Annotated in this window: 16 protein-coding genes, 1 tRNA gene and 1 pseudogene; 12 read left to right on the top strand and 6 right to left on the bottom strand. The window is 71.7% G+C overall.

Annotated elements, in window-relative coordinates:
• Window positions 1-37: 37 nt before the first annotated feature.
• The 6 genes from BLW14_RS03170 (at window position 38) to BLW14_RS03145 (ending at window position 8,154) form a co-directional block, all read left to right on the top strand.
• Window positions 38-1,711 (top strand): extracellular solute-binding protein, encoded by a 1,674-nt coding sequence (locus BLW14_RS03170; RefSeq protein WP_093704069.1) that lies wholly within the window; start codon window positions 38-40, stop codon window positions 1,709-1,711.
• Window positions 1,708-3,174, top strand: a complete 1,467-nt coding sequence (locus tag BLW14_RS03165) for a M1 family metallopeptidase (RefSeq protein ID WP_093704067.1) — start codon at window positions 1,708-1,710, stop codon at window positions 3,172-3,174. The genes BLW14_RS03170 and BLW14_RS03165 overlap by 4 nt, the downstream gene beginning before the upstream one ends.
• Window positions 3,171-5,366 carry a right-handed parallel beta-helix repeat-containing protein gene (locus tag BLW14_RS03160; protein ID WP_093704065.1) on the top strand — a complete coding sequence of 732 codons (2,196 nt, stop codon included), beginning with the start codon at window positions 3,171-3,173 and terminating at the stop codon, window positions 5,364-5,366. The genes BLW14_RS03165 and BLW14_RS03160 overlap by 4 nt, the downstream gene beginning before the upstream one ends.
• Before the next feature lie 119 nt (window positions 5,367-5,485).
• Window positions 5,486-5,559 (top strand) — tRNA-Pro (locus tag BLW14_RS03155).
• 378 nt (window positions 5,560-5,937) lie between these two features.
• Window positions 5,938-7,419, top strand: a complete 1,482-nt coding sequence (locus BLW14_RS03150) for a DHA2 family efflux MFS transporter permease subunit (protein WP_093704063.1) — start codon at window positions 5,938-5,940, stop codon at window positions 7,417-7,419.
• Between the two features lie 132 nt (window positions 7,420-7,551).
• Window positions 7,552-8,154 (top strand): HAD family hydrolase, encoded by a 603-nt coding sequence (locus BLW14_RS03145; protein ID WP_256332663.1) that lies wholly within the window; start codon window positions 7,552-7,554, stop codon window positions 8,152-8,154.
• 61 nt (window positions 8,155-8,215) lie between these two features.
• Here BLW14_RS03145 and BLW14_RS03140 read toward each other — a convergent pair whose 3' ends face one another.
• Window positions 8,216-9,274 carry a LacI family DNA-binding transcriptional regulator gene (locus BLW14_RS03140; protein ID WP_093704059.1) on the bottom strand — a complete coding sequence of 353 codons (1,059 nt, stop codon included), beginning with the start codon at window positions 9,272-9,274 and terminating at the stop codon, window positions 8,216-8,218.
• A gap of 248 nt (window positions 9,275-9,522) precedes the next feature.
• Here BLW14_RS03140 and BLW14_RS03135 point away from each other — a divergent pair, with 248 nt between their 5' ends.
• From BLW14_RS03135 to BLW14_RS03120, 4 genes are all read left to right on the top strand, one after another.
• On the top strand, window positions 9,523-10,896 hold the full coding sequence (locus BLW14_RS03135; protein ID WP_093704057.1) for an extracellular solute-binding protein: 1,374 nt from the start codon (window positions 9,523-9,525) through the stop codon (window positions 10,894-10,896).
• A 22-nt stretch (window positions 10,897-10,918) separates the two neighbouring features.
• The gene (locus BLW14_RS03130; RefSeq protein WP_093704055.1) at window positions 10,919-11,854 is read left to right on the top strand and encodes a carbohydrate ABC transporter permease; all 936 of its coding nucleotides are present in this window, start codon (window positions 10,919-10,921) and stop codon (window positions 11,852-11,854) included.
• 2 nt (window positions 11,855-11,856) lie between these two features.
• Complete coding sequence (locus BLW14_RS03125) at window positions 11,857-12,756, top strand: carbohydrate ABC transporter permease (protein WP_093704053.1); 900 nt, start codon at window positions 11,857-11,859, stop codon at window positions 12,754-12,756.
• A gap of 67 nt (window positions 12,757-12,823) precedes the next feature.
• Entirely contained in the window at window positions 12,824-14,647 is a 1,824-nt protein-coding gene (locus tag BLW14_RS03120; protein ID WP_093704051.1) for a glycoside hydrolase family 2 protein, read from the top strand.
• A gap of 61 nt (window positions 14,648-14,708) precedes the next feature.
• On the opposite strand, the gene BLW14_RS03115 is transcribed toward BLW14_RS03120, so the two are convergent.
• Window positions 14,709-16,415: an RICIN domain-containing protein gene (locus tag BLW14_RS03115; RefSeq protein ID WP_093704049.1), complete on the bottom strand. Its 1,707-nt coding sequence runs from the start codon at window positions 16,413-16,415 to the stop codon at window positions 14,709-14,711.
• Window positions 16,416-16,547: 132 nt separating this feature from the next.
• Window positions 16,548-17,145 (bottom strand): annotated as a pseudogene (locus BLW14_RS03110) (GntR family transcriptional regulator).
• A gap of 92 nt (window positions 17,146-17,237) precedes the next feature.
• On the opposite strand from BLW14_RS03110, the gene BLW14_RS03105 reads away from it, so the two are divergent.
• Entirely contained in the window at window positions 17,238-18,224 is a 987-nt protein-coding gene (locus tag BLW14_RS03105; RefSeq protein ID WP_093704047.1) for a Gfo/Idh/MocA family protein, read from the top strand.
• Between the two features lie 80 nt (window positions 18,225-18,304).
• Window positions 18,305-19,750: a glyceraldehyde-3-phosphate dehydrogenase gene (locus BLW14_RS03100; RefSeq protein WP_093704045.1), complete on the top strand. Its 1,446-nt coding sequence runs from the start codon at window positions 18,305-18,307 to the stop codon at window positions 19,748-19,750.
• 59 nt (window positions 19,751-19,809) lie between these two features.
• Here BLW14_RS03100 and fusA read toward each other — a convergent pair whose 3' ends face one another.
• From fusA to BLW14_RS03085, 3 genes are all read right to left on the bottom strand, one after another.
• Window positions 19,810-21,903 (bottom strand): elongation factor G, encoded by a 2,094-nt coding sequence (fusA, locus tag BLW14_RS03095; RefSeq protein ID WP_093704043.1) that lies wholly within the window; start codon window positions 21,901-21,903, stop codon window positions 19,810-19,812.
• A 318-nt stretch (window positions 21,904-22,221) separates the two neighbouring features.
• Window positions 22,222-22,509 carry a hypothetical protein gene (locus BLW14_RS03090; RefSeq protein ID WP_093704041.1) on the bottom strand — a complete coding sequence of 96 codons (288 nt, stop codon included), beginning with the start codon at window positions 22,507-22,509 and terminating at the stop codon, window positions 22,222-22,224.
• A gap of 150 nt (window positions 22,510-22,659) precedes the next feature.
• On the bottom strand, window positions 22,660-23,583 hold the full coding sequence (locus BLW14_RS03085) for a DUF2510 domain-containing protein (RefSeq protein WP_093704039.1): 924 nt from the start codon (window positions 23,581-23,583) through the stop codon (window positions 22,660-22,662).
• Window positions 23,584-23,596 lie beyond the last annotated feature (13 nt).

Genomic DNA, 23,596 nt, shown 5'->3' with positions numbered 1-23,596 from the left:
CGCCACTCCTCTCCCTCCCTCTTCCAAGGAGATCCAGGTGTCGAGCTCCACCCCCATCAACCGCAGAGCGCTCTTCCGCCTCGGTGCCGGTGCCGGCCTCGGACTGGCCGCCGCCCCGCTGCTCGCCGCCTGCGGCGACGGCGGCACGACCGCGAAGGCCGAGGCCAAGAGCGCGTCCCTGCTCCCGCGCAGCGCCGTCCGAAACATCGGGCTCAAGCCCGACCTGGCGGGCACCGCGGCCGGCGTCCCGCAGGGCTTCTTCAGCTACCCGGCCAAGCCGCTGCGGGCCACGAAGACCACACCGCTCAAGGGGGCGAAGCCCATCAGCGCGGCCATGGAGACCTTCTCCCCGCCGCCGCCCTCGCGCGGCAAGAACGCGGCCTGGCAGGAGATCGAGAAGCTGCTCGGCGGCCGGGTGGACATCACGGCCGTCCCCGCCGACGACTACGGCACCAAGTTCTCCACCATGGTGGCCAGCGACAGCCTCCCCGACCTCTTCATGTACCCGGAGAGCGGCGGCGTCGACAACAAGGCCGCCTTCCTCCAGGCCAAGTGCGCCGACCTCACCCCGCACCTCGCCGGAGACGCGATCAAAAACTACCCCAACCTCGCCGCCATCCCGAAGGGCGCCTGGCAGGGCGCGATCTTCGGCGGCAAGCTCTACGGCATCCCGATCGCCCGCACCGGCACCGCCGGCGCCGGGGTCTACCGCCACGACCTCTTCGAGGAGGTCGGCGTCACCAGCCTGGACCAGATCACCGACCTGGACCGGTTCGTCGAGGTCTGCAAGGAGCTGACCCGCCCCAAGGAGGACCGGTACGCCATCATCGCGGGCGTCACCACCATGCTCGCCATGTCCGCCGGCGCGCCCAATTTCTGGCGCCTGGACGAGAAGACGGGCAAGTTCACCCTGGACCTGGAGACCCCGGAGTACCGCACGGCGGTCGAGACGGCCCGCCTGCTGTACAAGGCCGGCTGCTACTACCCGGGCACCCTCCAGATGTCCGGGGCGCAGAAGGCCCAGTACACGGACATGTTCAAGAACGGCAAGGGCGCGTACGTCTACGACGGCATGCCCACGTACCTCGCCCCGGGCGTCGGCTACATCGCCGCGATGAAGGCGATCAACAAGAAGTTCGACCCGCGCCCCTTCGTACCGGTCGGCAAGGACGCCGTCGCCTGGATGGACAACGTCGCGCTCCAGAACACCCACATCAGCAAGGCCTCCGGGGACCGCGTCAAGGAGATCCTGCGGTTCGCCGACTTCGCGGCCTCGCCGTTCGGCAGCCTGGAGTACACGCTCATCAACTACGGCGTCGAGGGCAAGGACTTCACCCGCGACGACAAGGGCAACCCGGCCCTCACCAAGCAGGGCACCCAGGACGTCACCGTCCCCTGGAAGTTCGCCGCGTCCGCGGTCCCGGCGATCTTCAGCGCCGACTCCGAGCAGGGCGTGCGCCACGTCCACGACACCTTCACCAAGATGATCCCGATGATGGTGCCGGACCCGACGCTCCAGTACTCCTCGCCCACCTGGGACTCCAAGAGCGCCGGCAGCCTCGGCACCCTCAAGGGCGACGTGCTCAAGGACATCATCTCCGGCCGCAAGCCCATGTCCGCCTACGACCAGCTGGTCAAGGACTACCTGGCCAAGGGCGGCGAGAAGGCCCGCGGCGAGTTCGAGGAAGCCTTCCAGAAGGGGAAGAAGTGACCACCCGACGCTCGGTCCTCGCACTCGGCACCGCCGCCGCGGCGGCAGCCGTCGCCGTCCCCGCACTCTCCACGCCCGCCGCCGCCCGGCCGCACCGCTTCGACCCGGAGCCCGGCTCCGACGGCGTCGGCGACCCGCTCTTCCCGACCCTCGGCAACGGCGGCTACCAGGTCACGCACTACGACCTCACCTTCGACTTCACCCCGGTGACGTACGACTTCACCGCCACGGTGAGAATCAGCGCCAAGGCCACCCAGGACCTGTCCGCCTTCAACCTGGACACCGACGGCCACACCATCGACGCCGTCACCGTCGCGGGCCGCCCCGCCGCCTGGCAGCTCACCGCCGGCCGGAGCGGCCAGGAGCTGACCGTCACCCCGGTCCACCCGATCCGCGAACACCAGGCGCTCACCGTGGAGATCCGCTACCGGGGCAACGGCAAGGCACCCCGGCTCGGCCTCACCGGCTGGCGCTTCGGCAGCGACGGCGGCTTCGCCTCGGCCGCCCAGTCCTCCCGCGCCGACACGTTCCTGCCCTGCAACGACACCCCCTCCGACAAGGCGACGTGGACGTTCCACATCAGCGCCCCCGAGGGCTACGTCGCCACCGCGAACGGCGAGCTGACGCACCGCACACCGCGCTCCGACGGCTCCGCCGTCTGGCACTTCGCCCTCCGCGAGCGCATGGCCACCGAACTCATCGGCATCGCCGTGGTCAAGGGCACCTACCTCTACGGCAGCAGCCACCGCGGCCTGCCACTGCGCCACATCGTGCCCTGCGGCCAGGAGGACACGTACGCCTCGATCGTCGCCCGCACAGCCGACCATCTGGCCTGGCTGGAGGCGAAGTTCGGCCGCTACCCGTTCTCCGTCTACGGGGTGCACATCTACGACGGCTACACCGACGCGCTGGAGAACCAGACGCTCTCGCTCTTCGGCACAAACTGGTTCAAGCCTGACGCCCAGGGCCGCCCCGGCTACGAGACCACGATGGTCCACGAGCTCGTCCACCAGTGGTTCGGCGACTCCGTCACCCCGCACGACTGGCAGCAGGCATGGCTCAACGAGGGCCCCGCCGTCTACTACGCCGGCCTGTACGGCGAGGAGCGCGGCTGGTCCGTCCTCGCCGACAAGATGAAGGCCACGTACGAGAAGCTCGACGCCGTCCGCGCCGCCGACGGCCCGCCCGGACTCCCCAAGGCGCTCGGCGGCACCAACATCTACGACGGCGGCGCCCTGGTCCTCTACGCCCTGAACCAGCGCGTCGGCCGGCGGTCCTTCGACACGGTCATGCGCGAGTGGGTGAGGCGTTTCAAGGACTCCACGTACACCTCCGAACAGTTCATCCGGCACACCGTCGACCTCACCCGCGACCGCTCCCTCGACCCGTTCCTGCGCGACTGGCTCTACGGGGCCGTCAACCCGCCCATGCCCGGCCACCCCGACTGGAAGGCCACCGCGTGAACCGCCCCCTGAACGTCGTACGAGCCACCGCCGCGTCCGCCACCGCCGCCCTCCTGACCGCCCTGCTCGCCGCCCCGGCCGGCGCCGCGCCCGGCACCACCCGCACCCTGTACGCCGCCCCGGACGGCCGCGGCTCCTCCTGCACCGCCGCCCGCCCCTGCACTCTCGACGGCGCCCGCGACCTGGCCCGCACCGAGCACCGCCGCGCCGTCCGCGTACTCCTGAAGGACGGCAACTACCGGCTGGACGCGCCCCTGGAGCTCGGCGCGGCCGACTCCGGCACCACCTGGGCCGCCGCGCCCGGCGCCCACCCCGTCCTCTCCGGCGGCCGGGACCTCACCGGCTGGCACCGGAACACCGACGGAACCTGGACCGCCGCCGTCCCCGAGGGTGTCACCCCGCGCCAGCTCTTCGTCGACGGCCGGCGCGCCACCCGCGCCCGGGGCGAGGCATGCGCCGCGAGCACCTGCGACGCCACGGCCACCGGCATGACCGGCGCCACCGCGACCGGCATCGACCACTGGGCGCACCCCACGGACGCCGAGGCCGTCATCCGTATCCGCTGGCGCAACTACCACTGCCGGATCGCGGGCGTCGGCGGCGACACCCTCACCTTCGCCCAGCCCTGCTGGACCAACTCGGCGAGCGGCACCGACCGCACCGGCCCCGCCTGGGACACCACCGCCGTCGACTCCACCCGCTACAGCGGCGTCGCGTTCTTCGAGAACGCCGCCGAACTCCTCGACGAGCCGGGCGAGTTCGTGTGGAACTCCGCCGCCCGTACGGTCACCTACCTCCCGCGCGAGGGCGAGAACATGCGTCACGCGCGGGCCGTCACCCCGCACACCGAACAGCTGCTCACCGTCGACGGCGCCCACGACCTCACGGTCAGCGGCATCGGCTTCGCGTACGCGGCCTACCGGCAGCCCGACACCGACGAGGGCTACGCGGGGATGCAGGCCGGTCTCACCCTGACCGGAGCCACCGGCCCCGTCGACCACGCCGGCCGCTACTACACCAAGCCGGCCGCCGCGCTCACCGTGCGCGGCGGCCGGCGGGTCGCCGTCGACACGGCGAGCTTCACCCACCTCGGCGGCGCCGGAGCGGTCCTGGAGGCCGGTACCAAGGACAGCGCCCTCACCCGCTCGGCGTTCACCGACCTCTCCTCGGGCGCGGTCTACGTCGGCGACACCGAGCCCCTGCCGGAGCCCGCGCTCTCCGGGGAACGCAACACCGTCGCGTACAACACGATCAGCCGCACCGGCGTCGAGTACACGGACTCGGTCGGCATCTGGGCCGGTTACGAGGCCGGGCTGACCGTCGACCACAACAGCCTGGACCACCTCCCGTACTCGGCGGTCTCCGTCGGCTGGGGCTGGAACCAGCCGGAGGCGCAGAAGTCCGTCCTGCGCGACAACAAGGTGACGAACAACCGCATCACCGACGTCATGGAGGTCGCCCGGCAGCAGCACGACGGCGGCGCCGTCTACACGCAGGGTGCCCAGCCCGGCACGGTCGTCAGCGGCAACTACATCAACCGCTCCGCGTACGGCAACACCGAGCGCGACGGCAACGGCATCTACCTCGACGAGCAGTCCTCGCACATCACCGTCGAGAACAACGTCATCACCCGCATCGGCTACAAGTGGGTGTCCAACTGGGCGGACTACGGCATCCGGAACACCGCGCGCGGCAACTGGACGGACACCGCCGCCCCCGCGCTCGGCGGCACCGGCTCCGTCATGACCGGCAACCACACCGGGCTCGACCGGCTCCCGGCCGCCGCCCTCGCCGTCGCCGCCCGCGCCGGTGCCCACGGCGGGCCGGTCGAGCAGCTCCGCACCGACCTGGCCCGCACCGGCACGGCCACCCAGTCCTCCACCGACGGCACGGCTACCGCCGCGCTGGCCCTGGACGCGGACACCAACACCGACAGCCGCACGCTCGCCGAGGACGGCGCCTGGTGGCAGGTGGACCTCGGCACCACCCGGCACATCCGCCAGGTAGAGGTCTGGAACGACGCCTCCACCACCACGGCCGACTTCGACATCGTCACCGACGACGGCACCGTCCACATCAGCGGCCAGGCCCTGCGCCCCACCGTCGTGGACCTGGACAGCCGGACCCGCACGGTACGGATCGTGAGGACCGGAACCGGCCGGGTCGCCCTCTCCCAGGTGCTGATCCACTGAGGGTGTCCGAGCGGACACGGAGTGCTTCGCCGGTGAAAGGCGTTCGTGACCACCCGATGAAGTGCGGTATTGTTCTCATGCGCGTTCGGCCAGGGGGAAACCCCAGGTCAGGCGGGCATCGGGACGTGGCGCAGCTTGGTAGCGCACTTGACTGGGGGTCAAGGGGTCGCAGGTTCAAATCCTGTCGTCCCGACTGGTGACAGTCGTAGATCGAGGGCCGGTCTCGGAGAAATCCGAGACCGGCCCTCTGCCGTGCGTCGCCGCCGAAAGCCGTGCCGTCGGCGCCGAAAAGAAGAGGAAATCGCCGGGCCCGGGCCGTAGGGTCCTGGGGTCGACCGGGACGGCCCGCCGTCAACCGCCGCTGGTACATTCAGGTCCATAACGGATCAGATGAATCCCGCGCCGGTGATCCGTCCGTTGTGGACCGCACCCCGGTCGAGTTCGGGCCGCCCCATGGGCGCAGAATTCTTCTCACGTACGCCGGAGCGCTTCGCCGCCGGCCGGGGGGTTGCATGCGTCGACCGGTCAAGCGACATGGGGCAGTTCCGTCTCTTCTCCGAAAGGCTGATTCATGACCACGTCGCAACGGATCGAGTCGAGTCCCCCAGGGGGCTCGCCCAGCGACAAGCTCGACAGTAAAGTCCTCCTCGTCGCCGGCGTAGTCGTGCTCGGCGGGATCATGTCGATTCTCGACATCACCGTGGTCTCGGTGGGGCTCCAGACGTTCCAGAAGACCTTCAACGCGACCTCGGCCCAGGTGGCCTGGACGATGACCGGCTACACGCTGGCCCTCGCGAGCGTCATCCCGCTGACCGGCTGGGCCGCCGACAGGTTCGGGACAAAACGTCTCTATCTGCTCGCGGTCGTGCTGTTCGCGGCCGGGTCGGCGCTCTGCGCCGCTGCCAACTCCCTTGAGATGCTGGTCGCGTTCCGGGTCATTCAGGGCCTGGGCGGCGGCATGCTGATGCCGCTCGGCATGACGATCCTGACGCGCGCTGCCGGCCCCGAGCGGGTCGGCCGTGTGATGGCCGTTCTCGGCATCCCCATGCTGCTCGGTCCGATCTTCGGTCCCATCCTGGGCGGTTGGCTGATCGACCACGCCTCCTGGCACTGGATCTTCCTGATCAACCTGCCGATCGGCGCGATAGCCCTGGTGTACGCGGTGCTCGTGCTGCCCAAGGACAACGTGGAGCCGTCCGAGACCTTCGACTGGGTGGGCGTCCTGCTGCTCTCGCCGGGCCTCGCGACCTTCCTGTACGGCGTCTCCTCCATCCCGGAGACCGGCACCGTCTGGGCCGCCAAGGTCCTGGTGCCCGCGGCCATCGGCCTGGTGCTGCTCGTCGCGTTCGTCCCCTGGGCGCTGCGCCCCAGCAACATCCACCCGCTGATCGATCTGCGGCTCTTCCAGAACCGCGACCTCAGCGTCTCGGTGATCGCCATGTCGCTGTTCGCCATGGCGTTCTTCGGCGCCAGCCTGCTGTTCCCGCTCTACTTCCAGCAGGTGCGCGGCGAGTCGGCGTTCGACGCCGGGCTGCTTCTCGCCCCGCAGGGCATCGGCGCGATGATCACCATGCCGATCGCCGGTATGCTCGCGGACCGCATCGGCCCCGGCAAGATCGTCATCACCGGCATCGCGGTCATCACCGTCGGCATGGGCATGTTCACCCAGCTCACCGCCGACACGTCCTACGCGTACATCATCACCGCGCTCGCCATCATGGGTCTCGGCATGGGCGCCTCGATGATGCCGATCATGGCGTCGGCGCTGGCCACCCTGCGCGAGCACACCGTGGCCCGCGGCTCGACCCTGATGAACATCGTCCAGCAGGTGGCCGCCTCGATCGGTACCGCCCTGTTCTCGGTGCTCCTCACCAACGGCATCAAGGACATCACCGCGACCACCCCCGTCGGCATCAAGGACCAGATGGGCGACGCGTTCGCCTCGGTGTTCCTGGTGGCGGCCATCCTGGTCGCCGTGTGCCTCGTCCCCGCGCTGCTCCTGCCGCGCAAGAAGGTCAAGGCCGCGGACCCGGCCGCCATGATGGGGCACTGATCCCACAGCAGACGGCCTGACCGAGGGCCGGTCGCGGAGCGATCCGGGACCGGCCCTCTTCCGTTCTCGGGACCGGCCCTCCTCCGTTTCCGGAAGCGGCCCGTCCGGGCGCGATGAGCTAGGTTGCCGCGCATGAAGCCTCGGGTGTTCCTTTTCGATCTCGGCGGTGTCGTCTGCCGTTTCCACCGTGAGCGGCGGCTGGAGCTCCTCGGCGCGGCCTGCGGGCTGCCCGCGCACCGCGTCGAGGCGGAGCTCTACGCCTCAGGGCTGATCCGCGCCTGGGACCGCGGACAGGGGAGCGCCGAGGACGTGGAGGCGGAGATCGGGCGGCGCCTGGGATTCGCCGGTACGTCCGAGGAGCTGCGTCGCGTCTGGTGCGGCGCGTTCGAGCCCGACCCGCAGGTCCTCGCCGCCGTCGACCTCGTGCGGGCGCACCCGACGGCGCTGTTCACGGACAACGACGCGCTGCTGCGCGCCGCTCTCCCCGACGGGCTGCCCGAGGTGCACGCCCGCTTCGACGTGCTCGCTTTCTCGAGCGTGCTGGGCGCGACCAAGCCCGCCGAGGAAGCCTTCGCGGGGGCGCTCGGCATGCTCGGCGCCACCGCCGCCGAGGCGTTCTTCGTGGACGACCGCGAGGCCAACGTCCGGGCGGCCCGCGAGCTGGGCCTGACCGCGGTGCTCTTCGAGGGTGGCGCCGCACTCCGGCGGACCCTGGAGCAGCTGCTCACGGGCTGAACCCCGCGGCTCACCGACCGGGATCCGCCCGCTCACCCGCCGAGGCCCGGGGCCCGCCCGCTCACCACACCCCGTCGCGCGCGCCCGACCCCTCCGTGGACTCGCGCAGGACCAGCCGGTGCGCCACCACACGGTCCTGCGGGGACACCGGGGACGCCAAGCCGGCCCCCTCGGGCCGGGTGGCCTCGTCGATGCGGTGCAGGAGCAGGTCCACCGCGACCCGGGCCACCGCCTCCTTGTCCGGGGCGACCGTGCTCAGGGACGGCACGCTGTAGCGGCCGCCCTCCACGTCGTCGAAGCCGATCACCGCCACGTCTTCGGGGACCCGTGCCCCGTACCCGTGCAGCGCGCGCAGCGCACCCAGCGCCAACTGGTCGTTGAGGCACAGCAGGGCGTCCGGCCGGACGCCCTCGCTCAGCACCCGGCGCACCGCTTCGGCGCCGTCGCCGATGTGGAACGCCTCGACCGGCAGCAGCGAAGCCGGATCGTACGGCACGCCCGCCGCGGCCAGCGCGAGGCGGAAGCCCCGGGTGCGGGCCTGGGCGGTGCCGACGCAGCCGTCCTCCCGGCCGCCGACGGTGAGGATGCGGCGGCGGCCCAGGGCCAGCAGGTGCGCGGTGGCCTCATGGGCCGCGCGTTCGTTGTCGATCGCGACATGGTCGGCGCCCTCGTTGAGCAGCTCGCCGAGCAGGACGGTCGGGGGTGGCCCGGTGTGGGCGCGCAAGTCGTCCGGCGCGAGGGCGAGGGGGCTGAGGATGACGCCGTCCACGAAGTCGGAGCCGAATCCGGCCAGGGCGGCCTTCTCGCGTTCCCGGTCGGCGCCGGACTGGTGGATCAGCACGGTCAGGGAGCGTTTTTCGGCCTCCCGGACGACGTGCCGGGCCAGCTCGGCGAAGTACGGGACGTCGAGTTCGGGCACCACAAGAGCGATGATCCCGGTGCGTCCGCTGCGCAGGTGGCGTCCGGCGAGGTTGATGCGGTAGCCGAGGTGGTCGATGGCCTCCTGCACCACGCGCCGCGTCCGTTCGGAGACGTGCACATAGTCGTTGAGCACGTTGGACACCGTTTTCTCCGACACCCCCGCGTGCCGTGCGACGTCCTTGATCCTCGGTCGTGCCACCCGTAGCTCCCCACCCTCGGTCCGCGCCGAGTCTATGCCGTGGACTCCGGCGGCCCGGGCCGGATGGGCGGTGCATCCGGCACAGGTGATGACCCAGCTCTTTACAGCCAATGTACATCGATGTAAAAACAGGGCACCGCATCGGGAGACCGGCGCGGATCACCCCCGATGTGCACGGGCGGCCGACGGCTGCCGTGCCGATGGCCTGCCGTCGGCCGGGCACGTCGTCCGGCGTCGAAAGGTCAGTGATGAACTCTGCACCTCCCGCACGAGGGCTGCCCGGAGCCCGGTACCCGGACCGGTCGCCCGGCCTCGGCCGCCGTGAGCTGCTGCGTTACGGGACCGCCGGAGCGGCCGCGCTGCTGGCGGCCGGCCCGCTCACCGGCTGCGCCTCGCCGGCCCGCGCCGGTGAGGCGTCCGCGCTGAAGGTCTGGGACCTGTTCCAGGGCGGCGACGGCATGCTCATGGACGAGATGATCGCCACCGTCTCGAAGGGCGCCGACGGCTTCGACGTGGACCGGACGATCCTGGACTGGGGCCCGTCGTACTACACGAAACTCGCCATGTCGGCCGCCGGCGGCCGGGCCTCCGACGTCGCGGTGATGCACCTGTCACGGCTGGCCGGCTACGCACCCGGCGGCCTGCTCGACCCGCTCGACCTGGACGTCCTCGCCGAATTCGGCGTCAGCGAGAAGGACTTCGCGCCCGCCGTCTGGAAGCGCGCCCAGCACAAGGGCACGGTCTACGCGGTCCCGCTGGACGTCCACCCCTTCATCGTCTTCTACGACAAGGACGTGGCCGACAAGGCCGGTCTGCTCGACCCCTCCGGCCACCTGGCGCCGATGGGATCGCCCGAGGCGTTCCTGGACGCCGGCAAGAAGCTCGCCGAGGTCACCGGCAAGTCCGGTGTGCTCTTCGGCCATGTCACCGACACCGCCCAGAGCTGGCGCCAGTTCGCCGCGCTGTACGCCCAGACCGGCGCCTCCTTCACGCTGCCCGACGGCGGGCCGCCGAAGATCGACATCGACGCCGCGGTGAAGGCCGTGACCTTCATGAAGCAGCTCTTCGACGGGCGCACCAACCCCAACAACCTCGACTACAACGGCGCGATGGCCGCCTTCATGGACGGCCGGGGCGGCATGATCATGGCGGGGGAGTGGGAGCTGCCCACGTTCCGCAAGTCCGGCATCAAGCACCTCGGCGCCGCCCCCTTCCCGCAGGTCTTCGCCCGCCCGGCCGTCTACGCCGACTCGCACAGCTTCGTCCTGCCGCACCAGAGCGACCCGGACCCGGCCCGGCGCCGGCAGGCCCACCGGTACATCGCCGAGATCGTCAAGCAGAGCCTGACCTGGGCGAGCGCGGGCCACATCCCCGCCTACCTGCCGGTGCAGGCCCGCCCCGAGTACGCGAAGCTCGACCCCCAGTCGTCCTACGCGGCCGCCGGCGAGATCGCCGTGCTCGACCCGCCGAACTGGTTCGCCGGAGCCGGCGGCAACTTCCAGAACCGCATGTGCCAGCCGCTCCAGTCGGCGCTGCTGGGCAACACCTCCGCCGAGAAGGCGGTACGGCAGATGGTCCGCGAGGCGGACACCCTGCTGCGCCGGCCCAACCCGGTCGCCTGACGACAGCCGAAGGAGCCGCATCGTGACCACCACCGCGCCCGCCGGAGCCGCGGCGCCCCCGCAGCCCCCCTCCGCGAAACCGGCTGCCCCCGGGCGCCGCCGCTCGCTGACCCGGGGCGGCGGGCTGTTCGTCCTGCCGTTCCTGGTCGTCTTCGCGCTCTTCCTGGTCTGGCCCGTCGTCCAGGGCCTCTGGATGAGCCTCACCGACGCCTCGCTCAGCCTGCGCGGCACCGAGTTCGTCGGATTCGCCAACTACACCGAGGCGTTCGGGGACCCGGACGTCTGGAGCAGCCTCGGCAACACCGCCTTCTTCACCCTCATCTCCTGCGTACCGCTCGTCCTGGTCGCCCTGGGCATGGCGCTGCTCGTGCACAGCGGACTGGCCGGCCAGTGGGTGTGGCGGCTGGCCTACTTCGCCCCGTACCTGCTGCCGGTCACGGTGGTCACGCTCATCTGGACGTGGCTCTACCAGCCGGACATCGGCCTCGGCAACCAACTGCTGACCTCGCTGGGAATGGAGCCCGTCGGCTGGCTCTCCGACGAGTCGGTGGCGATGTGGTCGGTCGCCGCGCTCACCGTCTGGTGGACCGTCGGCTTCAACTTCCTGCTCTACCTGGCCGCCCTGCAGTCCCTGCCCGTCACCTACGACGAGGCCGCCGCGCTCGACGGCGCGGGCGCCTGGCGGCGGCTGTGGTCCGTCACGCTGCCGCAGCTGCGCCACACCACCGTGCTGGTCGCGATGCTCCAAGTCCTGGCGTCGCTCAAGGTGTTCGACCAGATCTACATCCTCACCAAGGGCGGCCCCAACGGCTCGACCCGCCCGATCCTGGAGTACGTCTACGACGTCGGGTTCACCGGATACCGGCTGGGCTACGCCTCCGCGGTCAGCTACATCTTCTTCGCGATCGTCATCGTCGTCTCCGTCCTGCAACTCCGCTTCTTCCGTCAGGAGGGCTGACCGTGTCCGCCATCTCCACCCCCGTGCGCCGGCCGCGCCGGCCACGCCGCGAGGAGTCCGGCTCGCCCCTGCTGCTCGGCCACGGGCGCCTGCCGAAGGTGCTCGCCGGAAGCACGCTGACCGTCCTCGCCGTCGTCTGGCTGCTGCCCTTCCTCTGGGCCGTCGCCACCTCGCTCCAGAGCGAGCAGGACGTGATGAGGTCGGGGCTCTCGCCGTTCAAGGGCGCCTTGACGCTCTCCGCCTACCGGCAGATCCTGGACCGGGGGAACGTGCCGACCTGGGCGTTCAACAGCCTGTTCATATCCGTCCTCGTCACCGTGCTCACCACGGCCGTCTCGACGCTCGCCGCGTACGGATTCTCGCGCGGCACCTTCCGCGGCCGCCGCGCCCTCCTCGCGATCACCGTCGCCGCGATCATGGTGCCGCCACAGCTCCTCATCGTCCCGCTCTTCGAGCAGATGACGATGTTCCACCTCGTCGACACCTACACGGCGGTCATCCTGCCGCAGGTCGTCGCACCCATGATGGTCTTCATCCTGAAGCGCTTCTTCGACGGGATACCCCGCGAACTGGAGGACGCCGCGCGCATCGACGGCGCCTCCGAACTGCGGGTCTTCACATCCATCGTGCTCCCGCTGTCCCGGCCGATCGTCGCCGCCGTCGCGATCTTCGTGTTCATCGGCGCGTGGAACAACTTCATGTGGCCCTTCATCGTCACCAACGACCCGGACCTCATGACGCTCCCGGTCGGCCTCGCCACCGTGAAGGACGCGTACGGCATCCAGTACGCCCAGTCCATGGCGTCCGCCCTGCTGGCCGCGCTCCCACTGATCGTGATGTTCCTGCTCTTCCAGCGGCGCATCGTCAACTCCGTCGCCACCACCGGCCTCGGCGGCGGCTGACCCCGCCCGACTGTCCCTGCCCCGGCGCCCGCCTCCCGGCCGCCACCACGATCCACCTGGAGTACCTGTGCACACCCCCTCCGTCCCCCGTCCGGAGTACCCGCGCCCGCAGTTCGTACGGCGCGACTGGCTCAACCTCAACGGGACCTGGCAGTTCGAGACCGACCAGGGGGACAGCGGTCTCGAACGGGGCCTCCTCGACCGCGACCTGACCGGCGAGATCCTCGTACCCTTCGCCCCCGAGTCCGAGCTGTCCGGCGTCGGCAACACCGACTTCCTGGAGGCCGTCTGGTACCGGCGCCGGTTCACCCCGCCCGCCGAGTGGGCCGGCCGCCGGGTCCTGCTGCACTTCGGGGCCGTCGACCACGACACCACCGTCTGGGTGGACGGCACCGAAGTCGTGCGCCACCGCGGCGGGTTCACCCCCTTCACCGCCGACCTCGGCGAACTCGCCCCGGCCGGACGCGAGGTGGAGATCACCGTCCGCGCCCGCGACCCGAAGTCCGGCCCGCAGGCGCGCGGCAAGCAGGCCGTCCAGTACGCCAACCACGACTGCAGCTACACGCGTACGACAGGGATCTGGCAGACCGTCTGGGCCGAGCCGGTCACCGACGCCCACCTGCGCCGCCCCCGCATCACCCCCGACCTCGCCGGCAGCGCCTTCCACCTCGAACTGCCCCTGTCCGCCAACCGCCCCGGCCTCCGGGTGCGCGCCGTCCTCAGCGACGACACCGGCGAGGTCTGCCGCGCCGAGGCCCGCGCCGACCTCGACCTCGCACCCCGCCTGCACCTGCCCGTCCCGCAGGACCGGCGCCGCGAGTGGAGCCCCGAGGACCCCCACCTGTACGGGCTGCGCCTCGAACTCCTCCGCCCCGACGGCGAGGCGGCCGACACCGTCGAGAGCTACGCGGGCCTGCGCGCGGTGGGCATCCGGGGCAAGGCCGTCCTCCTCAACGGCCGCCCCCGCTTCCAGCGCCTCGTCCTCGACCAGGGCTGGTACCCGGACGGGCTGATGACCGCCCCCTCCGACGAGGCCCTGGTCCGCGACATCGAACTGGCCATGGAAGCCGGCTTCAACGGCGCCCGGCTGCACCAGAAGGTCTTCGAGGAGCGCTTCCTCCACCACGCCGACCGGCTCGGCTACCTGGTGTGGGGCGAGTTCGGCGACTGGGGCTGCGAGACCGGCGGTTCCTCCGGCGACAACCAGCGGCCGGACGCGTCGTTCGTGGCCCAGTGGCTCGAAGCGGTGGAGCGCGACTACTCGCACCCCTCGATCATCGGCTGGTGCCCGCTCAACGAGACGTACCAGAAGCTCCACGACCGGATCACCCAGCTCGACGACGTGACCCGGGCGATGTTCCTCGCCACCAAGGCCATGGACGCCTCGCGCCCGGTGATCGACGCCTCCGGCTACGCGCACCGGGTCCTGGAGACCGACATCTACGACTCCCACACCTACGAGCAGGACCCGGCCGCCTTCCGGCAGTTGGTCTCCGGACTCGCCGAGGGGGAGCCGTTCGTCAACACGTACGAGAACGGCGCCCCGTACTCGCAGCCGTACCGGGGGCAGCCGTACTTCGTCAGCGAGTTCGGCGGGATCTGGTGGGACCCGGAGGCCGCCGCGGAACAGTCCGGCAGCGACCGTACGGTCTCCTGGGGCTACGGCGACCGGGTGCGCGCCGAGGACGAGTTCCACGAGCGGTTCGCCGGCCTGACCGGTGCGCTGCTGGAGGACCCGGACATGTTCGGCTACTGCTACACCCAGCTGACCGACGTCTTCCAGGAGCAGAACGGCGTCTACCGCTTCGACCGGGGCACCAAGCTGGACATCGCCCGTATACGGGAGGCCCAGCTGCGGCCCGCCGCGATCGAGGGACCGGACGCCGGCTGACGGCAGCGCACCACGGATGCCCGCCCCCTCCGCCGGGAGGGGGGCGGGCAATCCGTCGTCGTCAGACCCGTTCGAGCCGCCAGAGCTGCGGCTGCTGGCCGTTGCACGTCCACTGCTGGACGTTGGCCCCCGCCGTACGGGAGCCCTGCGACACGTCCAGGCACTGCCCGGAGGACTTCACGACCAGGCGGTAGTAGCCCCGTCCGGCGTTCTGAAGCCGCCAGTCCTGGGCCGTCGCCGCGTTGCAGTACCACTGCCGGACGTTGGCGCCGGGCGTGGCGGAGCCGTTCTCCACGTCCAGGCAGTAGCCGCTGTTGACACCGGTGAGCGTGAAGGCGTCGCCGTGCGACCGCAGCGTCCACGCCTGCGGGCCGAGGCCGTTGCAGGTCCACTGCTGTACGTTGCCGCCGGCGTCCCGTGAGTCGGCGGCGACGTCCAGGCAGTGGCCGCTGTTGGCGTTCACCAGCCGGTACCGCGCCCCGTCCGCGACCCCGGCCGCGTCACCGCTGCCGGTGACCGGCCCGGTGGCCACGTACGGGCGGCAGACCCCGCCGTCCCAGTCCGTCGCGATCTCAAGGACGGTGCGGCCGTCGGCCGAAGGCAGCAGCGGGGAGCTGTAGTTCGGGCAGTACGTGGCGGTCGGTGCCGCGACCTCCACGGGGGCCTCGATCTCATACCACGGGCCGGTGCCGTTCTCCGTGTTGGCGAGGATCGTGCGCCCGCTGTCGGCGGCGGGGGTGCCGTCGCGGTTGAGGAGCTGCTGGCCGATCAGGAGGAGCCGGCCGTTCGCGCCGCCGCCCGGCGCGGGGGCCCAGGCGATGGTGGGCGCGGCGCGGAAGTACTTGCCGTCCACGGTCTCCGGGCGGTAGCCGAGCGAGGCGGGGTCGCCCCAGTTCCAGCCGTCGGGGGAGGTCCGGTAGTGCACGACACACTGGTACTGGCCGCCGGGATTGCAGATCTCGTAGCTCATGAAGTTCGTGCCGTTCGGCAGCCGGCGCACCATGGGCATGCCGGGCCGGTCCGGCTCCCAGGAGCTGGCGACCGTGTCGCGGCGGTCCTGCCAGGTGACCCCGTCGTGACTGCGGGCGGCCGCGAGCTTCTGGTTGTGCGCCGGGTCCGTCTCGTCCGCGTAGTGGCAGACGAGTGCACCGTCGGCGGCGACGGAGAACTCGGGCTCCCAGAGCCCGCCCGTGCCGTTCGCGGTGGCGCAGGTGGACAGGTAGGACCAGGTCCGGCCCACGTCGTTGCTCCGCCAGACGCGCAGCGCCATGCGCCGGTTCTGCTCGTCCGCGCCGGATGAGGCGGCCCACAGCAGGGTCCCGGGCGCCAACATGCCGACCTGCCGGGGGAGTTCGAAGAGGGTGGAGCAGCACAGGCCCTGTCCGCCCGACGACTCCGGGTCGGCCACGCTGCCCACCTGCCGGAAGGTCGCCCCGCCGTCGGTGCTCTCGTGGATGGCGCCGATGCCGTTGTTGCCCTTGAAGCTCACGACGCTCGCGAGCACCCGGCCGTTGGCGGCGCCGTTGTGCTCCAGCCGGATGGCCCTGGGGTAGAGGCCGGTGCCACTGCCCAGGGGCGTGCCGTTGGCCGCGGCGACGGCGGGTGCGGAAAGGGAGGCCGCGGGAGCGGCCGAAGCGGGGCCGGAGGACAGGCCGATTGCCGCGGCCAGGACCGGGGCGGCGGCGCGCGCCGCCCAGCGGGCGAGGCGGCCGGTCGGCGCGGGGGAGCGGTGAGATGCGGGTCCGGGGGGTCGGCGCAAGGAGAGCACGGGCTTCCTTCCTCGGGGCACGGAGGCGTGGGGGGTGGCCGAGTGGGGCTGCTGACGGCGAAACAGTAAAGCCGCATGTACATCGATGTAAACAAGGCGGACAGCTTCCGCTTCAGTAGCTGCCCGATCCCGTCAGGAGCCTGTCGGCGTCATCTCGAAGGAGTACCGGGACGCCCGGTAGAGGTGGGAGCCGAACTCCACCGGGCGCCCCCGTCGCCCAGGACCGTGCGCGCCATGGTGAGCAGGGCGCCGCCGCGCGCCTCCGCCAGCAGCCGGGCCTCGGACGCTGTGGCCCGGCGGGCCCCGATGGTCTGCTCGGCGGAGCGCAGGGCGAGGCCGGCCCGCCGGAACAGGGCGTACAGGCCGTGCGCCGAGAGCTCCTTCTCGCCCGGGTCCAGCAGGCCGGCCGGGAGGTGGTTCTCCGGGAGCGCCATGGGCTCGTCGTCCGCGTACCGCAGCCGGCGCAGCACGAGCGTGTCCGCCCCGGGTCCGAGGCGGAGGGCCGAGGCGATCCGCCCCTCGGCGGGCCGGGTGCGCAGCGACAGGACCTCGGTGCGCGGGCGGCGGTTCTCGCGTTGCAGATCCCCGTAGAGGCCGGTCAGCTCCACCCGCCGGCGCTCCGGGCGCCAACACGCCGGTCTCGATGAGGTGTTGGAGCTGCTGGGCGAACTGGAAGTACAGCGGAACCGGGCTGGTCCGGTCGATGGTGCAGCCTGGTGAGCGGTTCCACGCCGGGCTCCCTATGCGTGATCGGCGAGGATACAAGGACGAAGATCAGGGGCATCGGCCAGCCGGCCCCTTCCCGACCCGGAGGCACCGCGCATGCGCATCGGACTCATCGGAACCGGCCGCATCGGCGCGTTCCACGCCGCCACCCTCGCCGCCCTGCCCGCGGTCGGCCGCCTGGTCCTGCACGACGCCGTCGAGCAGCAGGCCCGCGAACTGGCCGGGAAGATCGGCGCCGACTGGGCGGGCGACCTGGACGGGCTGCTCGGCTCCGGTCTGGACGGGGTCGTGGTCGCTGCCCCCACCGCCGTCCACGACACGCTCGTCCGCGCGGCCGCCGCCGCAGGGGTACCCGTCTTCTGCGAGAAGCCGATCGCCGTCGGCCCCGCGGCGACCCGCGCCCTGCTCGCCGAGCTGTCCGGCTCCGGGGTGCCGCTCCAGGTCGGCTTCCAGCGCCGCTTCGACGCCGGCTACGCCGCCCTGCGCGACGCGGTCGCCGCCGGGGACCTGGGCCGGCTGCACACCGTACGGGCGTGCACCGCCGATCCCGCGCCGCCGCCGGCCGGATACCTGGCGCTCTCCGGCGGCATCTTCCGCGACTGCGCCGTGCACGACTTCGACAGCGTGCGCTGGGTCACCGGCCGTGAGGTCGTCGAGGTCAGCGCCACCGGGGCCGACCGGGGCGATCCGGCGTTCGCCGCGGCCGGGGACGTCGACACCGCCGTCACCGTCCTCACGCTCGACGACGGCACCCTGGTCAGCTGCACCGCCACCCGCTACAACGGCGCCGGCTACGACGTGCGCATGGAGGTCGCCGGCTCGCGCTCCACCCTGGCCACCGGATACGACGAGCGCGCCCCGCTGCGGACCACCACCGGCGCGGTGTCCTCCGCCGCTCCGTACGACGGGTTCCTCAGCCGCTTCCACGAGGCATACGTCGCCGAGATGGCCGCGTTCACAGAGGTCGCCTCGGGACTGCGGCCGAGCCCCTGCACCGGGGGCGACGCGCTGGCCGCGCTGCTGATCGCGGAGGCCGCCGACCGGTCGCTGCGCACGGGTCGGCCGGTGCGCGTCGAGGCGTGAGGGCGGAGGTCGGACCGGGTGAGTGCTCGAATGAAGGTCCGGTTACCATATGAGCGCCTCCTAGCTCGAAAGATAAACCTGTGACTGTCAATGACGACGCGTTCACCAACTGGAAGAACCGCGAGGAAATCGCGGAGTCGATGATTCCGATCATCGGGAAGCTGCACCGCGAGCGGGACGTCACCGTCCTCCTGCACAGCCGCTCGCTGGTGAACAAATCGGTGGTGAGCATCCTCAAGACCCACCGATTCGCCCGGCAGATCGACGGCGCGGAGCTCTCGGTCACCGAGACCCTGCCCTTCCTCCAGGCCCTCACCACGCTGGACCTCGGCCCCTCCCAGATCGACATCGGCATGCTCGCCGCCCTGCACAAGGCCGACGACCGGGGCCTGACCGCCGCCGAGTTCACCGCGGAGGCCGTCGCCGGCGCCACGGGGGACAACAAGATCGAGCGCCGCGAGGCGCGCGACGTCGTCCTCTACGGATTCGGCCGCATCGGCCGCCTCCTGGCCCGGTTGCTCATCGAGAAGGCGGGCTCCGGCAACGGCCTGCGGCTGCGCGCGATCGTGGTCCGCAAGGGCGCGGGCCAGGACATCGTCAAGCGTGCCTCGCTGCTGCGCCGCGACTCCATCCACGGCCAGTTCCAGGGCACGATCACCGTGGACGAGGCCAACGACCGGATTATCGCCAACGGCAACGAGATCCAGGTCATCTACTCGGACGACCCGACGTCGGTCGACTACACGGCGTACGGCATCGACGACGCCATCCTCATCGACAACACCGGTAAGTGGCGCGACCGCGAGGGCCTTTCGAAGCACCTGCGGCCCGGTGTCGCCAAGGTCGTCCTGACCGCGCCCGGCAAGGGCGACGTCCTCAACGTCGTGCACGGCGTCAACCACGACATGATCAAGCCGGACGAGCAGATCATCTCCTGCGCGTCCTGCACCACCAACGCGATCGTGCCGCCGCTGAAGGCGATGGCCGACGAGTACGGGGTGCTGCGCGGACACGTGGAGACCATCCACTCGTTCACCAACGACCAGAACCTGCTGGACAACTACCACGGCTCCGACCGCCGTGGCCGCTCCGCGCCGCTCAACATGGTCATCACCGAGACGGGTGCCGCCTCCGCCGTGGCGAAGGCCCTGCCCGACCTGGAGGCGACGATCACGGGCAGCTCGATCCGCGTCCCGGTGCCGGACGTCTCGATCGCGATCCTCAGCCTGAAGCTGGGCCGCGAGGCCACCCGCGAAGAGGTCCTCGACCACCTCCGCGAGGTGTCGCTCACCTCCCCGCTGAAGCGCCAGATTGACTTCACGACCGCCCCGGACGCGGTGTCGAGCGACTTCATCGGCTCGCGCCACGCCTCCATCGTCGACGCGGGACCCACCCAGGTCGACGGCGACAACGCGATCCTCTACCTCTGGTACGACAACGAGTTCGGCTACTCGTGCCAGGTCATCCGGGTCGTGCAGCACGTCTCCGGCGTCGAGTACCCGACGTACCCCGTACCGGGAGCCTGACCCCGGCCGCGACGACGACAGGTCCCGCCCGCCGATGAGGCGGGCGGGACCCGTTTCCGTCAGCCGGTCCCGGTGGCTGTGACGGCCGGGGCCGGCGCGTACCCCGTGGCCCGGGTGGTGAACGTGCCCCGGCCCTGCGTACGGCTCCGCAGCCGTGTCGCGTAACCGAACAGCTCGGCCAGCGGCACGGTCGCCGTCACCACCGCCGCGCCGCCCCGCGTGGTGGACCCGGAGACCCGGCCGCGCCGGGCGGCCAGGTCGCCGAGCACCCCGCCGACCGCGTCACCGGGCACGGTGACCGTGACCTCGACGACAGGCTCCAGGAGCACCGTCGTGCCGGCCCGCAGCGCCTCCCGGAGCGCGAAGCGCCCGGCCGTGCGGAACGCCATCTCCGAGGAGTCCTTGGGATGGGTGGCGCCATCGGTCAGCGTCACCCGCACCCCGGTCACCGGATGCCCGCCGAGCGGACCCTCGGCCAGCGCGTCCCGGCAGCCCGCCTCGACCGCCCGCACGTACTCCTGCGGCACCCGGCCGCCGACGACCGCCGAACGGAACGCGAACCCCGCGGCCCCCTCGCCGCCGTCCCCGCCGGTGGCTTCCAGCGGTTCGACGTCGATGACGACATGCGCGAACTGCCCGGCCCCGCCGTCCTGTTTGACGTGCCGGTAGACCAGCCCGGACACCCCGCGCACCAGCGCCTCCCGGTGCGCGACCTGTGGCCGGCCGATTCCTACGTCCAGACCGTGGTCACGGCGGATCTTCTCCGCGGCCACCTCCAGATGCAGTTCGCCCATGCCCGAGAGGACGGTCTGACCGGTCTCGGGGTCCGTACGCACCACCAGCGACGGGTCCTCCTCGGCCAGCCGGACCAGCGCGGCCATCAGCCGCTCCGTGTCCGTGCTCCGCTTCGCCTCGACCGCCACGGACACGACCGGGTCGGCCACCGTGGGCGGTTCCAGGACCAGCGGGGCGCCGGGAGCGCACAGCGTGGCACCGGGGCGGACGGCCTTGGGGCCGATGACCGCGACGATGTCGCCCGCCACCGCCGCGTCCACGTCCACATGCCGGTCCGCCTGGACCCGCAGGATGCGGCCGACGCGCTCACCGCGCCGGGTGCTCGCGTCCAGCACCGTCTCCCCCTTCCCGATCGTCCCCGAGTACACGCGCAGATAGGTCAGCCGGCCGGTCGCGGTCGCGTTCACCTTGAACGCCAGCGCGGCGAACGGCCCTTCCGGATCGGCGGCCCGCTCCTGCTCCGCCCCGTCGAGCATGCCGCGTACCGGCGGCACATCGAGAGGGGAGGGCAGGTACGCGACGACCGCCTCCAGCAACGGTTCGACACCCCGGTTCCGGTACGCCGAACCGCACAGCACCACCACTCCCTCGCCGGTGCGCGTCAGGTCGCGCAGCGCCCCGGCCAGCGTCCGCGCCGAGAGCTCGGAGCGGACGCAGAACTCCTCGAGCGCCGCCGGGTGCAGCTCCGCCACCGCCTCCTCCAGGAGCCGCCGGCGCCGGGCCGCCTCCTCGCGGAGCCCGTCGGGCACCTCGCCCTCCTCGTACGTGTCGGCGCCGTCCGCCCACACCAGGGCCCGCATGCGCACCAGGTCGACCACTCCGCGGAAGGCGTCCTCCGCCCCGATGGGCAGCTGCACCACGAGCGGAACGGTGTGCAGCCGCTCCCGGATGGAGGCGACCGCGCTGTCCAGGTCGGCGCCGGCCCGGTCCAGCTTGTTCACGAAGGCGATGCGCGGGACGGCGTGCCGGTCCGCCTGGTGCCACACCGACTCGCTCTGCGGCTCGACCCCTGCCACCGCGTCGAACACCGCGATCGCGCCGTCGAGCACCCGCAGCGAACGCTCGACCTCGTCGGCGAAGTCGACGTGCCCCGGGGTGTCGATCAGGTTGATGCGGTGACCGGCCCAGGTGCAGCTGACGGCCGCGGCGAAGATGGTGATGCCCCGGTCGCGTTCCTGGGAGTCGAAGTCCGTGATGGTCGTCCCGTCGTGCACCTCGCCGCGCTTGTGGGTGGTGCCGGTGGTGTACAGGATGCGCTCGGTGACGGTGGTCTTGCCGGCGTCGACGTGGGCGAGGATGCCCAGGTTGCGGACGGTGTCGAGTGCGGCGACGACGGAACGGTTCTGGTGGGTACGCACGGCCGGTGGCCTTTCGGGATGATCCGGAAGAAGACGGCGCGATGCCCGGACGAACCGGCCCGGAGAGGGGCCTGCGGAGCCCGTCACCGCTCCCGTGCGGGGGGCGGTGACAACGAGTCAGAAGACTTGAGAGGCCCGGGTGTTCGTCACGGGGTCCGGGGCCGGCCGCGCAGCCGGCGCCGGGCGGTACGAGACACCAGGATCACCTCGAACCGCGACGGGGGGACGACGGCGGCGGTGCGGTGGCGCACGGCGGTCTCCCCTCAACGGTCACGGCGGACGCGACGGCGGACGGCCGGCGCGCGGTGTGGGGCGAGTCTAGGGAAGGCGGCGCACGCGAGGGAACCGGATTTTCGGCCGGGCGAGGGGGCGGCACGCGCTCCGGCACCGGCGCAGCGCGGTCCGGCCGCAGCCGCCCCACTGCGCGGGCGACGGGACCGCGCCCCTGCCACCCCTGGTGATCAGGGCGTTCACCGGCGTGTGCGGGTCCAGGGTCATCGTGCGCGCGAACAGCACACCGATCACGAGCGGGGCGAGCGAAAGGGCCAGGGTCGTGCCGGCGCTGGTGACGTGCCGGATGCGGAGGCGCTGTGCGTCGGGAGCCATGACCCCATTCCAGCGGGGCCGGCCGGGCTGGGGATCGGGTGACGTACTCAGAAGCGAGCGGCCCGGGTACTCAGCCGGACCGCCCGCGGCCCCGGGGGCGCACCCGGGGCCGTGCGGTCCGGCTCTGTACCGGCCTTGACCTTCGGACGGTCAGGCGTCGGTACCGCCGCCGCCGGTACCGCCGCCCGAGGCCGCCTTGATGCCCTTGGTCATGTCGTCGAGGACGGAGAGCGCGGGGGCCTTGGCGTTGATGTCGAAGCCCGAGCGGACCACCACCAGCATGTCCTTGGCCAGCGGGGAGGGGAAGGCCAGCGACTCGACGTAGCCGTCGTCGCCGTTCTTGGTCACCACCTTCCAGCGGACCCGGTAGCCCTGCTGCCCGGCGACGGTCACCGCCTCGGACTTCAGCTCCTCGTGCGAGGTGATGCCGCCGTAGATCTTCTCGCCGTAGGACGCTTCGGCGTTGGCCTCGATGTCCTTCTCGGCGGTGGCCTTCGCGGTCTTGGTCGTCAGCTTCAGCGCCTCGGCGGGGGCGGAGAACACCCCGCCGCGCACGCACTTCTCGCCGGTGTCGCCCGGGCAGGCGTACGAACCGGTGGTCACCCCGGCGCCCATGCCCGACTCGCCCTTCCAGCCGGCGGGCACCGGAATGCTGATGCCGCTGGCCAGGTCCGTCGCGTAACCCTTTTCGATCTCCGGCTGGTCCTGCTCGGGCGACTCGCTGCCGCCGCTGCTGCCACCGTCACCGCGGTCGTCACCGTTTCCGCCGCTGTCGCCGGGTCCGCCGCGCTGCCGGTCGGGACCGGGGGACGGGGACGCCGACGGGGAGGAGGCGGAATCGTTACTGCCGCCCGAGTCGTCGTTGAGCAGATAGACACCACCCCCGACAGCGGCGAGCACCACCACGGCCGCGGTGATGCCGGCCCCCATGCGTATGCGTCGGCTGCGGGCGGCCGCCGGTGGTACGCGCAGGTGGTCGGTCCACTGGGTGCCGTCCCACCAGCGCTCCTGGCGGGGGCCAAATCCTGAATACCCGGGGTCTGGATGCCAGCCGGGCGGGCTCGTCTGGGTCACGCCGACACCGTAT

Origin of the sequence: Streptomyces sp. 2131.1, assembly GCF_900105515.1 — a bacterium.
Classification (GTDB): domain Bacteria; phylum Actinomycetota; class Actinomycetes; order Streptomycetales; family Streptomycetaceae; genus Streptomyces; species Streptomyces drozdowiczii.
This window is presented reverse-complemented; position numbering and strand designations above follow the sequence as displayed.